Origin of the sequence: Shewanella oncorhynchi, assembly GCF_012584455.1 — a bacterium.
GTDB lineage: Bacteria > Pseudomonadota > Gammaproteobacteria > Enterobacterales > Shewanellaceae > Shewanella > Shewanella oncorhynchi.
Map to the genome: position 1 here is coordinate 14,464 of NZ_JABAEB010000002.1, position 15,984 is coordinate 30,447.

General features: G+C 47.0%; 12 protein-coding genes. 6 read left to right on the forward strand and 6 right to left on the reverse strand.

Annotated features, from left to right (window positions below; all coding sequences use genetic code 11):
* Positions 1-154: 154 nt before the first annotated feature.
* From HGO26_RS02460 to HGO26_RS02485, 6 genes are all read right to left on the reverse strand, one after another.
* Positions 155-1,291: an ABC transporter permease gene (locus HGO26_RS02460; RefSeq protein WP_168823106.1), complete on the reverse strand. Its 1,137-nt coding sequence runs from the start codon at positions 1,289-1,291 to the stop codon at positions 155-157.
* On the reverse strand, positions 1,281-2,237 hold the full coding sequence (locus HGO26_RS02465) for an ABC transporter ATP-binding protein (protein ID WP_168823108.1): 957 nt from the start codon (positions 2,235-2,237) through the stop codon (positions 1,281-1,283). Before HGO26_RS02465 ends, HGO26_RS02460 begins: the two co-directional genes overlap by 11 nt.
* Positions 2,234-3,229, reverse strand: a complete 996-nt coding sequence (locus HGO26_RS02470) for an HlyD family secretion protein (protein WP_168823110.1) — start codon at positions 3,227-3,229, stop codon at positions 2,234-2,236. The genes HGO26_RS02465 and HGO26_RS02470 overlap by 4 nt, the downstream gene beginning before the upstream one ends.
* Entirely contained in the window at positions 3,229-3,930 is a 702-nt protein-coding gene (locus HGO26_RS02475) for a TetR/AcrR family transcriptional regulator (RefSeq protein WP_168823112.1), read from the reverse strand. The genes HGO26_RS02470 and HGO26_RS02475 overlap by 1 nt, the downstream gene beginning before the upstream one ends.
* A gap of 186 nt (positions 3,931-4,116) precedes the next feature.
* Entirely contained in the window at positions 4,117-4,464 is a 348-nt protein-coding gene (locus HGO26_RS02480) for a hypothetical protein (RefSeq protein ID WP_105249687.1), read from the reverse strand.
* A gap of 596 nt (positions 4,465-5,060) precedes the next feature.
* Positions 5,061-5,261, reverse strand: a complete 201-nt coding sequence (locus tag HGO26_RS02485) for a hypothetical protein (RefSeq protein WP_168823115.1) — start codon at positions 5,259-5,261, stop codon at positions 5,061-5,063.
* On the opposite strand from HGO26_RS02485, the gene HGO26_RS02490 reads away from it, so the two are divergent.
* From HGO26_RS02490 to HGO26_RS02520, 6 genes are all read left to right on the forward strand, one after another.
* Entirely contained in the window at positions 5,260-6,117 is an 858-nt protein-coding gene (locus HGO26_RS02490) for a lipase family protein (RefSeq protein ID WP_168823117.1), read from the forward strand. The genes HGO26_RS02485 and HGO26_RS02490 overlap by 2 nt on opposite strands.
* 11 nt (positions 6,118-6,128) lie before the next feature.
* Entirely contained in the window at positions 6,129-7,457 is a 1,329-nt protein-coding gene (locus HGO26_RS02495) for a DUF4785 domain-containing protein (RefSeq protein WP_168823119.1), read from the forward strand.
* Between the two features lie 432 nt (positions 7,458-7,889).
* Positions 7,890-11,099: an nSTAND1 domain-containing NTPase gene (locus HGO26_RS02500; protein ID WP_168823121.1), complete on the forward strand. Its 3,210-nt coding sequence runs from the start codon at positions 7,890-7,892 to the stop codon at positions 11,097-11,099.
* Positions 11,100-11,135: 36 nt separating this feature from the next.
* The gene (locus HGO26_RS02505) at positions 11,136-11,510 is read left to right on the forward strand and encodes a DP-EP family protein (RefSeq protein WP_168823123.1); all 375 of its coding nucleotides are present in this window, start codon (positions 11,136-11,138) and stop codon (positions 11,508-11,510) included.
* 673 nt (positions 11,511-12,183) lie between these two features.
* Complete coding sequence (locus tag HGO26_RS02515; RefSeq protein ID WP_168823125.1) at positions 12,184-13,212, forward strand: sensor domain-containing diguanylate cyclase; 1,029 nt, start codon at positions 12,184-12,186, stop codon at positions 13,210-13,212.
* A gap of 132 nt (positions 13,213-13,344) precedes the next feature.
* Entirely contained in the window at positions 13,345-15,939 is a 2,595-nt protein-coding gene (locus HGO26_RS02520; protein WP_168823128.1) for an FAD-binding oxidoreductase, read from the forward strand.
* Positions 15,940-15,984 lie beyond the last annotated feature (45 nt).

A 15,984-nucleotide genomic window follows, 5' to 3' on the forward strand; every position in this document is an offset into this window, starting at 1 on the left:
CTAAGCATGATGGCGGCAATCGCCCTAGCGGCAGTGTAAGGGATATCCTAATTAAGCAACATCGATTTCAATGGCTTAGCGCGACTGTTTATCTATAGTTTGCGCTATATCAAAACTCGGCACTTTGCCCTTGATGATGAAACTCAGTACAGGGTTAATCCAAGCGCTTCGAAAATCTCATACTGGCGATAAATAGCCCGATACAGGTAAAACCTATCATCCACAGGGCATCAAATTGCAGATCCATCACTTGGGCATCGCGCAGCACTATGGCCCGTGACATGCGCATAAAATGGGTTGCAGGTAAGGCTTCGGCAATCCACTGCGCCGCGATAGGCATGGCTTCGTAGGGGAACATAAATCCCGACAAGAGAATCGATGGCAGCAGGATAAATACCGTCATCTGCATCGATTGCAACTGGGTTTTCGCTATGGTCGAAATCACTAATCCTAAGGTTAAACTGGCGCAAATGAACAACATAGCAGCAAGGGCGATGGAATCAAGCCCGCCGCGAATGGGCACATCGAACAACAGATGCCCTGCGCTCAGGATAATGGTCACTTGCACAAAGCCAACCATCACATAGGGCACGATTTTACCCAGCATCAACTCCAGTGGCCGCACAGGCGTAGTGATCAAAAACTCCATATTGCCCTGCTCGCGCTCACGCACTATGGCGGCGGAAGTAAACATCACCATGGTCATAGTCAAAATCACCCCCAACAGGCCGGGCACTATGTTGACCACAGAACGTTGTTCTGGGTTGAAATATTGCACCACTTCAAAACTCGGTATCGCCGTTTTTAGTGCTCTTCCTGCGACTTCATCCAGTGGCATTTGCCTTAGGCTACGAATAGTTGAAGCGACAACCGTATCTGAACCATCCACCAGCCATTGGCCAGCGGGTTGTGCGATATAGGACTGGGCTAAATATTGCTGACCCACAAAGCTTGGGTGACGCACTAAGCGCTCATCAAGATCGGCGGGCAAATACAGCACGGCTTTGACTTCGCCGCGAGTGATCGCCGCCTCAGCCTCGGCAGCACTTAAATAACGCTGTTTAAAATCTACGACCTGCGTTGCTTCCACCGCCTTAACCAGTGCGCGACTGTAGGCAGAATCACTCAAATTAACTAACCCAGCAGGCAGATGGCGAGCATCGGTATTGATGGCATAACCAAACAACATCAGTTGCACTAACGGGATCATGACTATCATGCCAAAGGTCATGCGATCCCGCGACAACTGCCGCAGCTCTTTGACCACAATCGCAAAAATCCTACGCCACATGGTCAGTCTCTCCCTTGGAAACCCCAGCCAAGCGCTCGCCGGTGCAAGTGACAAACACATCCTCAAGGCTAGCGCGCACTTCTTCCATCGTCCGGCTGGCAACCCTTGGTTTAAGCCAAGCAAGCGGATCTTCAATATCGCTGCGCACTAACACCCGCAAACGACTGCCGATTTGCGCCGCCGACAATACCGCAGACTCGCTGATCAGTGATTGTTTTAAAGTGCGTAAGTCATCCCCTGAGATCTCAACCACCCGAGCCCCCATCGCCGCCATCAGCTGCTGGGGTGAACCGTCGGCGCGTTTTATCCCCCGCTCTAAAATCGCAAGACCATGGCAACGCTCGGCCTCATCCATATAGTGAGTCGACACAAGTATCGTGGTGCCTTGGGCACAGAGATCGAATAAGCGTTCCCAAAACTCGCGTCGATTTTCAGGATCGACCGCCGATGTCGGCTCATCGAGAAACAACAATTCGGGGTGATGTAAGGTCGCTGCCGCTAAGGCTAAACGCTGTTTCTGGCCGCCACTCATGGAGCCCGCCATTTGTTTCTCACGGCCAACTAAATCGTATAGCGTGACTAACTCGGCTATTCGCAGCTTTGATGCTCGGCGGTTAAGGCCATAAATTTGCGCGACAAACTCTAAGTTTTCCCGCACAGAAAGATTGTCGTACAGGGAGAATTTTTGCGTCATGTAGCCAATGCGGCGACGCAGTTTTTCCTCGGCACCGGGTAAGGTTTCACCCAAAACACGAATATTCCCCGATGTTGGACTCAGCAACCCAGTTAACATGCGAATTGAAGTCGATTTCCCGCAGCCATTGGGGCCGAGAAACCCATAAATGGTTCCCTTGGGAATGGCGAGGTCGAGGTTTTCCACCGCATTGACTCCGCCAAAGGCGCGGGTCATCCCTTGGGTCTCGATAGCAAAATCAGCGCTTTTCATGGCTGATCCACTTTTGGCTGCACTCCTTGCAGCACATCGAGTTCAACTTCTAATGCCATGCCAGTAGGTAGGTCCTGATCTGTGGCGGAAATAGTAATATCGGTCAAATACATCAGCCGCGCTCGATCACGTTCATTTAGCGCATAAAATGGCGTGTAAGCAGGTTGACTGCGAATATTGCGCACAGTGCCAGCAATCGGTATCTCGCGGCCATCCACAAGAATATTGACGCTATCACCCGCCTTCACTCTGTCTAACCAAGTCGCGGGCAGGTAAACCCGTACATAGGGATTATCGCTCGCCAGTAAACCAATCAACTGAGTGCCTGCGGCAATGCGATCGCCGACTCGCCAAGGCAACGTATCGACAACGGCATCACGCGCCGCCACTAAGCTCAAGTCTGCTAAGGCTTTTTGTTCGATGGCTACACTGGCGCGAGCTGCAGCCACCGCCGCTTTGGCCTGCTCTAGCTGCTCGCTACGGGTGCCATTTTCTAGCAATCGCAGACTTTGCTGCGCCTCAGCTTGTTTAGCGAAACTGGTATCCCGCGCCGCACGGGCGGTATCTAAATCCGCTTGGCTAAGTACTTTAGTGACAAATAAACGGTTTGTTCGTTCAAAGGCTCGCTGAGCCTCTTTCACGCTGGCATTTGCCCCGTCGAGCACGGCCTTGGCGCGTTCTATATCCTCTAAACGCGCACCTGTGACCGCCTCAGAAAGTTTAGCTTTAGCCTGTTCAAGCTCGGCTTGGCGCAGGGCGAGGCGCGCATTGGCAGAGGTTGTATCGAGCTGAATTAACACCTCTCCCGCCTTAACCTTTTGACCTTCAACCACATTCACTTGAGTAATCAACTCACCTACGGGCGCGGTAAGCGTCAGCCTGTCCCGCTCGACAGTGCCAAGCACTCTGGGCGGCGCTTCGGTGCAGCCGACTAATAGCAAGATCACACAACCCACACTCACGTGCGTCAGAATTTTAAAATTCACACTCATTACGACTTCCTCGGTTCACGCAGTACACCTTGGGTAAAAACCTGCATATTGTGCAGCGCTAAACGCTGTAAACCATCAGCATCAGCACTAAAAAAGCCGAACTGACGCATTAACACCGGGGGCGCAATAAGCGGAAAGACCATCAGACTCACGAAACTGAGGCGTGCTAAATCGGGATCTAATCCCTCTTTCAATAGCCCCGCATTGACTAATGTGGATTCGAGCCATTGCCGCGAGAGGGATAAAATTTGCTCAAAAACAGACAACATAATGCGATAGGGTTCTGAGCCATCGCCTTCCTGTAACACCCGTATAATCAACCGTGGCAATCCCAGGTTAGGTGCCATAACGCGATAATATGTCTGCATAAGTTCACCCAAGTTATTTGGGGCATCCGCAGCGGATATTTCGCGAAAACGCGCTAATACGGGTTCAAGGGTTTCCCGCACCATTTGTTCGAACAAGCCCGCTTTTGAACCAAAATAATAACGAATAAGTGCGGCATCAACCTCGGCTTCGCGGGCAATTTCACGGGTAGAAACGCTGGGATAACTGCGATGACTGAAGAGACTTAGGGCTGCGATAATTAAGCGTTGGCGGGCATCGGAATCCCCTTTCGGACGACCAGGAGTCTGCGGCTGTGATTCAGTTTGGGCGGTAAATGGCACAACCCCCTTTGGGCGACCGGGAATAAGCGACATGGCAAGCTCCAGCAAAATTCATCTATTGATGAATATACTGAAAAGCCGCGTAAAAAGGCAGCAGTTAAATTCCTCATTTTCATTGATATTGAGGAATTTAACCCTAGCACTGCAAGTGCTAAAATTTGAGTACCGTTCAATCGAAAAATTAAGCGGCCTTCTATTAAAGATTTATACAGTAAAAGTTTATGTGCCTTTCACTATCGCACTCAAACGGGTAATGAATTGCTGTACGGCTTCAACTGTGTCAAAACTAAAGGCAAGGCCATAGTGGGTTTCGGTCAAACTCTTATGTAAACGTTTGGGGAAACGTGTCATCTCGGCATTGTGGAAATAGTCGTATTTGGCATGCACGCCTGCAATAGTGGCAAGTTCGCCGGAAAAGACTTCGAATGCGGGACGAATAATCAAGTTTGGTGATTTACCGTCGAGGTGTAAATAGAAAGCCTCTTTGGTTTCTGGGAGCATGTATTCAGTAATGTTTTTTATGGTGAAATTAGTGCGACATTGCAGTCCACTTAAGCAACTCACCATCTTATTATGTTCTATCGCCAAACTTATTCTCCCGTGTTTGTTGTCTATTTAGATTAAACCTGCCCATATCGCGCTACTTTTTCTACTCCCAGTCAATCCATGGCTCAGATGACTGATTAAGATAAGAAGAATATCATCTCGGCAATGTTGGTTCTTATCCCGTTTATCCCACTTTACCTCAGCTCAGCCTAATCGGTTTAGTCTTTAAATGCACTAAAGTGATACCCATATCCCAGAGTAAATGAACGAGTTTGAATTATTTATCACAAAAAAAACCTTTATATACAGAACGATAAACCGATTAATTCAAACGCTAAGTGGGTGTCACAGAAAATTCTTTTGTGTAAGCAAATCGCTATTTCAAACACGATAAAACACAACTTAGTTTATTAGACATTGCTTATCATCAGGTTGCCAGCCTTTTGTTTGACATTAAAACGAACCGTTCAAAATGCGACCCTGCGATTGCATTTTATAATGATTGTTTTACTTGCCAGCTTAAAATGTTGCGTCTAGGTTAATAAGCTTGAGTTAAGTCCTGTTGATAATGGCTAAGTTACGGCAATCACATTTGATGCCAACGTAAACTAGCGCATTCACGCTATCCCGTCGTATTCAGGCCTTAAGTCATGTTTTACCCAAAATGAGTAACCCGCGCTTGAGCGCCTATAAACCGAGCCATGCCAGCCGATTTCAAGCTTATTTACGGCAAATCCTGCATTAACTGACTTGCCCTGAACTGTCGCAACGGACTGGCGGCCACAATCAACAAGACCAACAACACGAGATATAGCCATGAAGATCAAAAAAGCCCTCATGCTCTTGGGTCTGTTCGCTGTCAGCCCAGTCACGTTAGCCGCAACCGGAGTCGCCTTTATCCATGGTACGGGTCACCAGACCAATGCCTTAGCCGATTACTGGACGCCCGAATTTGTTAACTCAGTGCGCCAAGGCATCCCAGTGCCAAACAATTACACAGTGATCAACTGCGACTTTGACCAATATATGTGGGAAGAAAGCGCCGCAGGTTGTCTGGCCACGCAGCTTAATAGCTTTATCCAAGCCAAAAATATCGACGACTTAATTCTGCTGACCCACTCCAATGGTGGCAACGTAGTGCGGTGGATTTTATCTAACCCAACGTGGGACAGCCGTTATCCTGCAGTGATCAACGCCACCTCAAAGGTTATCGCCATCGCGCCTTCCAGTGCTGGTACGCCGCTGGCCGATGCGGTGAACCAAGGTAATGTGTTCGAAACCAGCTTAGGCTGGCTCTTAGGCTATGACAGCAATGCGGTGAAACAACAGCAAGTCGGTTGGATGGCAAACTACAACAACGCTTGGCTTAATGGCACAGCGGGTCGCCCATCGCTGGGTAAACCCTTCGAAGTCGTGGTGGGCTCAGATGTTGATTCCGCCATTTGGGACAGCGACAGTTACTGCGCGGGTTATCAATACCAAGTCGCGCTCGAAACCACCCAAAACTGGCTCGATAGCTGCTCCGACGGCTTCTTAAATTGCAGCTCACAAAAGGCGGCTGGCACTGTATGGTTTATTGATAAACAAAAGACCCGTGGCCAAGAGCCCTTAAGCCATCAGCAGAGCCGTCGTACGTGTTTCAATTTAGACACGCTGATCCGCAACCACATTTAAGGAGCACTAAGATGCACACACTCAGCAAACTTGCCAGTGTCTTGGCGCTAAGCGGACTGCTTGCAGCCTGCCAAGATGAAGCCACACCCATAGATCCCAAAACCAATACCAGCCCTATGTACGCCAAAGGATTAACCTTAGCTGCGCCGAGCGATACCGATCTCGTCGATAGCAATATTGCCAGCCCAACACTCACGCCCATCAATACCAGTACGGATTACATTAGCTTTATCACCCCGCTGTACGGTGAGTATCAAGCGAGTATGCTTAAGCTTGAGCAAGCCAGCCAAAGTGACGAGTATTGGGTCAATGTAACAGGCGCACAGCTTAATGCGGGCGTGGGCCTCACCATGAGCCAAGCGTCGAGCTTAGTGCGCATTGCACCTCGGGGCGATACCAGCTCTGGTACTTTGATGCACGCCGAGGTCATCGCCCCTGAGCGCGTACAAATTCAGCGCGTTAGCCCTAATCAGTCACCCCAAGGCAAAGCGGCCAACAGCAGTGGGATAAACACCAATGAGTCATTGGTCAAATCGATGGCCAACGCCGATGCCCTTGCTAGCGCAGGATTAACCGATGATTCCAGTGCGCTGCAAATGTCGGCGAAGGCCACACCGGGCGAATATCGCCTACAGGTTAGCCAGCCGTTAACACCGAGCGCCAGCTACTTAGTCAATGTGAAGGAAAAAGGCTCGCCCTATCAACTGAGCGTCAAAGCCCCCACCGCCATCGCGGCGGATGCGCAAAACCTTGGGCTTGAACTCGCTCTCAGCCAAAGTGATAACACCTTTGTACCACAGGCAAAACTCAAACAAGCCGATGGCAATATGCAACCGCTGGCGATGGTAAAACAAGGGGAGGCATGGCAAGCGGTGATCCCCGCGGGCGTCGCACTTTCGAGCAGCAATGCAGGTTTCAGTGAAATTGAAATCACAGTGCAAACCCAAGTCGATGGCCGACCGGTGCAGCGCACGGTCAAATCTGTCTTTAAGTCCTATGTCAATTCGGCGAGCATCAAGCCCGAAGTGCTCACGGTTTGGGATAAAGGCCTGCCTAACCAAATCAACTTTGAGTTAACTGTCGCCGAGGCGGGACGTTTTGGCTTAAGTGGCACGTTAACGGGCACCAATGCCGAAGGTCAAAAGGTAGCGATTCTACGCACCCAAGCGGCCAATTGGCTGACCCCAGAGTCGCCGAAGTTAAAGCTGATGTTAGATCCTAAGCTTATCCAAGCCTCGGGTTTACAGCCGCCCTTCGAACTCAATGAATTAGAACTGCAAGATCAAGGTCAAATGGCCAGATTAAGCTATCAAGCCAAAGCACTAACCTTATCGCGCTAATCCAAAGGGACCAATGTTAAGGGGCTAACGTTAAGATACTTAACTTAAGGTACAGATAAGTCAGGCTTGTTATCCTTAAGTTCCTCTCTAATACAAAGTGCCCAATCACGGGCACTTTTTTATTGTTGATCTTTTGCAATCTACACCTAAAAGCCATCACCTTATTTAACATCTAGCGCAAAGCACAAACTGTTGACAGAAAAATGACAAGCCAAAGACTATTTACCACACCTCACCCTGATAAAATTTACATTGATTATCAAGGGTTATTCCTTTTAAATAACAATCATCAACGGCATAATGTCAAGGTCTTGACGTCAAACCTTTGAATGACAAGCACAGATCTTTATAACAATACGTATAACAATAAGAGTGACTCACAGCGCAAGTTTTTACCGTGCCATGGTCAATACTCAATAAATGGACATCGTTATGAGTGACAGCACATTTTTCTTTGGTGAATGGCAAATCAATCCCAGCGCCAATAGTCTGCTCCTTGGCAAACAAGTCAAACAACTTGAGCCCAAGGCGATGGATGTGCTGCTATTTCTCTGTCAACGGGCGGGCGAAGTCGTCAGCAGTGATGAAATAGTCAGCCACTGCTGGCCAAGTGTAGATACCGGCGACAATCCACTACACAAGATTATCAATCAGCTACGTCGAGCATTAGGCGATAGCGCCACCGATCCCACCTATATAGAAACCATACGCAAACGCGGCTATCGCACCTTAGCCGAAGTGCGTTTTCCTATCGGACACCAAGCCACCGCCAGCCCACAGAGTTGGCAAGGCGGCTCGCCCTTTCCGGGGCTGCAAGCCTATAGCGCTAATTATGCCGAGGTATTTTTTGGCCGCAGTGAACAAATCAGCACTTTGCTTAACCGGATAAGCCAACAAATCCTGTTTGGCCGTGCCTTCTGCCTGATCTTAGGTCCAAGTGGCAGCGGTAAATCCTCTCTGATTAATGCGGGTGTTGTGCCCAATTTAATGAAGGGCGACGGCTATAACGGCATTGGTGTCGCGTCATTCAGCAGCTTAGATTTTGCCGATGTGAGTAAAGGACAACTACTCACCGATCTTGCCAGTGCTATGCTCGACTGGGAAATCAACGACACCCCTGTATTCGAAGGCATGAGCGCTGAGACTCTGGCGATTCAACTCGTCGAAGATATCCAAAGCGTGATCAACCAGTGCACCCAAGCGCTCAAGGCTAAACCCTTTTCCAATCCGTTTTTTGCCTTGTTTATCGACCGATTAGAAGTGTTGCTCTCATCACCGCTATTTAGCGATACCGAACGAAGTCAGTTCATAGAATTATTGGAACAACTCGCCACCTCAAAAGCCGTGATTATCATCAGTGCCTGTCGCAACGATTTTTATCCTTTATTGGTCAATTACCCAAGCTTAATGGCGGGTAAAGCCCGCGGCGCCCACTTTGACTTAGCGCCGCCAACACGCACTGAGCTATTACAAATGATCCGCCTGCCCGCAGTGGCTGCCAACTTAAGCTGGGAAGTTGACAGCGACACCGCGATGCCGCTCGACGAAATGCTCTGCAGCGATGCGGCCAGTAACCCAGATGCGTTGCCCATGTTGCAATACACGCTGCAGGCCTTGTATTTGCAACGTAGCGCCGACGATAAGTTATTAGTCTCGGTTTATCATGCACTTGGCGGTATTGAAGGGGCGATTGGCAAAAATGCCGAGCAAGCGATTTCCCATTTAAGCGATGCCGAAAAAGCCAGCCTACCACGGATTTTATCCCTGCTAGTGACCCTACGCGAAGATGAAAAGTCCATCACCAGCCGCACCGCTCGCTGGTCACAACTGCAAAGCACGGCCGAAACCGCCCTAGTGCAAGCCATGGTCGATAGCCGCTTATTCGTGTCACATCTGCAAAATGGAGAACCCTGTTTTAGCATCGCCCACGAAGCACTTTTACGCCGTTGGCCGCGGGCGACGGCTTGGATTAGCGAGCATAACGACAGCTTAAGCATTAAGAGTCGCCTACAGCATTTATCCAAGCGTTGGCTCAGCGAAGCCAAACACAGCGCTTATCTGCTCGCCGACGGCAAGCCGTTGAAAGAGGCCCAAAGCCTCAGCCAAAATCCGTTATTCGATTTAGACGATCCCGAAACCGCCTTTATCGCAGCCTCCACCAAACGCGCCAATATGCTGCGCTGGACTAGGCGCTTAACCGTCACCCTGCTGTGCGTCCTCACCTTAACCTCCGTCATTATGAGCGTGCGCAGCATAGAAGCCGAAAAACTTGCCCTGCAAAAACGCCTCGCCGCCGAAGATTTGCTCGGCTTTATGGTGGGTGACTTCGCCGACAAGATGCGCGGCATAGGCCGTATGGACTTGCTCGATGGGATCAGCAATAAAGCGCTAGAATATTTCACTGATTTCTCCAGCCCAGACGATGAAAAGTACTTAAGCTTTGATGCCCGTTTCCAACACGGCCAAACCTTAGAGGCCATGGGCGAAGTCGCCTATTCGCGCAATAAAATCGATGAAGCTCGCAGCGCATTACTCGCCGCGCAAGAAAAAATGTTGCCACTGCTCGAATTGCAGCCGGAAAACTTAGCCCTACTGAAAACCTTAGGTGCCAATGCCTTTTGGTTAGGCCAGCTTAAGTATGATGTGAGTGATTGGGCGGCATCGCGCCCTTTTTTCGAGCAATACTTGGCCTATAGCCAAACCATGTACGCCCTTGCGCCAGAGGATAAAGATGCGCTGATGGAGCTGTCTTATGCCCATAACACTTTGGGCTCAGTTTCGATGAAACAGCAGGAATTTGCCAAAGCGCAGCAAGATTTTGAAGAGTCGCTAAGGCTTAAATTGCTGGCTTTGGCAAAAGCGCCTGAGGATAGTCAGTTGATTGCGGATGTGGCGGATACTCGTTCTTGGTTAGCCAGTGCATTAACCTCACTTGGCGATATAGATACGGCAATCAAATTTCAAGAAGAAACACAGGACCAATTATTAAACTCGCCAAATCAAAATGACGCTTATATGCGCGATAGACTAGCGAGCACTTTAGGCAGATTAGCAGAGCTACTGGAATATAAAGGTGATCTTGTTTCTGGGCTCGATAAGCTATTATTAGCACAAAATATTATAGAGAAATCGCTAGCCTTGGATTCTGAAAACGAAGTTTGGAAAAGAGACTTATTTCATGTCCGTACCAAAATATTTCATTTAAACAGTTTAGTTAATGACTTTAGAGTAAAAGAAACATCTCAATCTCTTTTAGACACTCTGGACACTGAATTTAATTCAACCAGTGAAGTTAAAAGAGAATATTTACGCGCCAATGCCCTTTTAGCAATCGCAAATAAAAATATAAGCAATCATGAAATTAGCCAAAATCATGAAGAAATAGCAGAGTCTAATGTTATTTTTATAAAACTAACCAATAAATTCCCAGATGAGAAAGATTATCTCATTGGACTTGTAAAAACTAATTTAACAATCGCTAAAATTAATTTTGCAATGGGGAATAAAAATGCTAACTTTGAGTTATGCAACACAGCAAATAAACTATTGCAACCTTTAATAGAGAAAGATAAAAATCCTCAAATAATAAAGCCATACTTAGAATCTGAAGACTGTCTTGAAAAAATAAAACCGAACAAATAACACAATCAATAACTGTACTTAAAAAAGGATAATCAAATGATAACACCACAAGGTACCGCTCAATTTATTAAAGTCAATGTTAATCTAGAAAATGGTGAACCTGTATTTATCTATACCGATGCCAACGGTCAACAATGCCAAGGTGATATCACCGTCACTCAAGCTGGTACTGTAACCTACCTGCTAAATGACCAAACAGGTAAAGGTTTAAAATTTGTCGGTGTAGGCTTTGTGACTCCATTTGATGAAATAGTCGATGCCGTTACCATTAGCAGCGATGGTATGTTAGTACAACTTGTTGACCTCGATAGAACTCCAGGTACCACTAAGTTCCAATTTGTATTAAGTAATACAACTAATACCTTACTAATACTAAGTCCTGATCCGCAGATTATTAACAAACCTAATTAATTTAAAAGATTAAATCGGGGACAGCTTACCCTGTCCCTTCTTTTATTGACCCAATAATTTTTTTTCACAATTCTTTCAGGACAGCCAATTCTTTCAGGACAGCCATATATTTTCTAGATAAACGCCTCCTGAAATGAGCTCAATGCAAAAGCGGGGACAGCCATGTCTTTTTGTGCTTTATCCCCTCTTATACTAGCCTTTACATTATCTTGATTGCGTCTGTTTGGAGCGGATGATGACCTCGGCCAGAAGAATGCTTATCGATGCTAATACAACGCCCTTCTATCATGTGATAAATCGCTGTGTCAAAAGGGCTTTTCTGTGCGGTGAGGATAAACTCACAGGCCGCAGTTATGAGCATAGACGTGACTGGATTGTCGATAAAATCAAAGCATTATCCACCATCTTTAGACACTAAAATCCTTTGCGCTTGCCGCTTAATAGCCAAAAATCCACTCATGGGTACCGCTCTTTCAACTTAGCCATGCCCAAAAACCTCGCACGTTTCAGCTAAACCTGAGAATTTACCGTGAGAAGAGTAAATTTAAAACCTTTATAAACAATAGATTAAATCGGAAGGTAAGCAGAAGGTATCTTTTCTTTGCGAAGAATAAAGTCATCATCAGAAAAGCGCTTAGCGCAGATGACATTAGGTTCACGGAGAATGATAACAATGACAAGCTCACCTAAACTGACACGTTCACAACATCCATTATCACTTGTGGGTGAAGGCAATGGTTCACAGTGCACTGCGCAGCAAGGCTTGGTCGAACCTTCGTTGCCGTTAACCTTCTTCGAACATGCCTCGATTGAAACGATTCAACAATTTATTCAGCATCTGACTGAGCCGGTGATTATCGTCAATGCCCAAGGTTACATTTACTTTAGCAATAGCAAAGGTGCTGACTTACTGACGTGCCCGCAGGCCAGTTTGAAGGGACAAGATTGGCGCAACTTTTTGACTGAACACCACCAAGCTCGCTACGACAATCTGCTGAGCAATGATATTAAATTAGGCAAAAATTGCGGTATCCCAGTGCAGCACTCCGCCGAAGAAATCACCCTCATTACAGCCTCAGGCAAAGCAAAAGATGTTGAGCTTTCCATTTCCTACATCCCCAGCCATGAACCTCTGTTTGTGATGATGATGCACGATTTGACGCAGCACAAAGCGGAAAATCAAAAGCTACGTAAATTGGCCGCCACAGATTCACTGACTGGGCTGGCGAACCGCCGATATTTTGATGAAATGCTGCATCACTATTGGGAAGAATGCACAGGTAAGTTGCGCCCGATCAGCGTGGTGATTATCGATGTGGATTACTTCAAAGTGTTCAACGACCAATTCGGCCATATCCAAGGGGACGAATGTCTACGAAAGATTGCCAAAGTGATTGCTGACATAGTGCCGATAGAAGTTGGCCTGGCAGCGCGTTACGGCGGCGAAGAATTCGCACTAATTCTACCAAGCCACAATGCCAAAATGGCACTAACGATTGCCCAAAAAGTGCAGCAAGGGATTAATGACCTGCGCTTTACCGAGCAAGGGCTGCGCGATTATGTCTCTGTGAGCGCGAGCCAAGGGATTGCGAGCGAAATTAATGGCCAGTTCCGTACCTCACTCGCCATGCTATGCGCCGCCGATACCGCATTGTATCGCGCCAAAGCTGATGGCCGTGACAGGATCAATACATCGCTTTAATACCTATTAATTGGCGACTTATTTGCCCGCGGCTTAGTTATCCGCGATGGATCAACAACGGGATGAATGACCTCAGTAGGCGCTTTAGCGCATTGAGGAAAACACGCAAAGCACACGAAAGGACTCATGAATATGGACAAGCTTGAGGCATCAAGAAATATACGGGCAGTGATTGAAAAAAGCTTACCCGTGAGCACGTCACCCCTTGCCATATTCACTTACCAGTGTTGGTTGAAAACCAGCGCAGGTGGGCGTGTGTTCCATTATAAAACCGATCGAGAAGATACCTATTTCGCGGTGGATATTAATTCACTTGGGCATATTGAATGCGTGATTAATACCACCTTACTGCGGGTTGAAGCAATATCAACCTTAGGTGGACTTAACGACGGTCAGTGGCACTTATTGTCTATCTGCCATGAATACCATGAAATCAGTTGTTATGTGGATGGTGAAATTACCCATACACAACTCAATAACCTGTCACTGGTTGCCGACAATGAATTTTTAATTGAAAACGTGTCTTTACCGAATCATCGCGATACACATTTCGATGGTGAAATATTTGGCATCACCTTGCTTAATCGATTATTAACCCGAACTGAAATCGTTGACTATTACCGTAATCCAGCGCAACAAAGATCGATTAGCGAAAATAACCTTTACATTTACCAGCATCAAGATGCACATAATATTCGTGGTGAAAACTTTATCCCACTTAAAAGACAAAAAGTGCTGCTGGTCATATTTAATGACACTGAATATCAATTCATAAAAACCACTACGGATAGCAACACTTATAATCAACAACTGCCTAAGATTATTCCACCCCACGAACGCCGAGCCTATATTATTGAATGTAACTATAACACTTGGCCTAATTTTAGTTATTTAGTTAATTACACGGCGAGTAATCAAGCGGATATTACACTCAATGTTGAAGTGTTTAAATCGCTGACAGCCTATCGCTCTAATATTAAAGTCACCGTTGCAAATGAACTCGAACGGGATTGTCTGATTATTCAATCGACCGAAGAAGAATTAAGTGCTGAAGTGCGTATTAGTGAAAACTTAGTGATCACTCAAGCCAAAAACTTTGTTAATTTCATCAATGAAGTTCGCGCACACATTCCGGCCGATAATATTATTACCGGTGGCCATTATTATAGTGAGCAGCAACTCTCGGTCAGCACGGGTAAACAAATGATTGCCTACCAACAGGCTTGCCAACTGTTCAACCGCAGATTACAAAAAAAACCACTGGCGATCATCAAATGCACGTCAACTGAAGAAGTCAAAATCGCCTATAAAGCGGCCATCGATTATAACTTGCCGATCAGCGTGCGCTCGGGTGGGAATGATCACGAAGGTGAAAGCACTGAAACGAATACCGTAGTGTTAGATCTGCTGAAGATGGATAGCCTCACTTTAGATCCCATCACAGGTATTGCGGCCATTGGCCCAGGTAATCGTTTTATCAATCTCACCACAGCCCTTGCCAAACAAGGCGTGATGATCCCCCATAGTACGAGCGGCAGCGTTGCCTTAGCGGGATTTATTATGGGAGGCGGCTCAGGACCTTGGACCCGCAAATACGGCATGTGCTGCGAATCCCTATTACAGGCAGAAATCGTCCTCGGCATTGGTGAAACCCAAGTCGTCTCTGTTGCCAATAAACCTGAGTTACTCTGGGCGCTCAAGGGTGGCGGTGGGTTAAGTTACGGCATAGTGACCCGCTTTTTTGTTCAAACCTTTCCACTACCGCCTTGCCTTATCAAGTTTGAATTAGAATGGAATTGCTACGATAAACAAACCCATGAACTCATTGAGCACACCCCAACCAAAGACATTTTACAGCGCTGGGAAGCCATCATAAATGCCGACAGCACTGGCTGTTTGATTGGCACTAATCTCAAGATTAATGCCAAACATTTACCCGTAGAACAACACAAAACACCCGACATAGACACTGAGTCGATTACGCATAACTGCTTGATGTATGGTTTTTGGGAGGGCAATTCCGCCAGCCTAAACCACTTTATCCAGACACAATTTAATGAATTTGGCCTAGTCCCCAATGATATTCGCATCGAGGGTATGGGCGGACTCACCAAAGCCTACGGTGAAAACCTAATGCCCAGTTGGGAAAGGGAATCTTTTCATCATCTGCAAGCTGACTTACAAGGCATAAGCCGCTCACCTAATCCAGCGGATGTAGATGAACCCGCGCCCCATAAAGTCACCTCGCGCTTAGTGAATCAAACGGGCCTGAGGGACGGTTATAAGCCACTGCTTGAAAGCTTAACCTCTCGCTATGTGCTTGAAGGCAATCGTCAATTGGGGCTATTTACCTATGTTACCCTTGGCGCTATAACTGGTGATTATTATCGCACTATGGGCGAAGAGCAAAAGAGCCGCAGCGCCTTCCCCTACAAGGACAGACAATACACGATTCAATATCAAACTTGGTGGAATAACGCCCTGCAAGAGAAGCAACAATTGCAGGATAGCCAAGTGTTTACCCGCATTAATCGTGCACTCGATTGGATTGATGCCAGCCGAAACTATGACATCCCCAACACCTCGGGCGCTTTTATCAGTTTCAAAGATAAGGCCATTCCTACAGATGTGTACTTTGACCACAATTACGCCGCGTTAAAACGGATTAAGGCGGCCTACAGCCAAGATAGCTTTAACCATTTCCGTTCACGTAAAAGCATTATTTAAGTTAATACATCGACATAGCCTAAGGTGAGTTTTTAAGGCAAAATC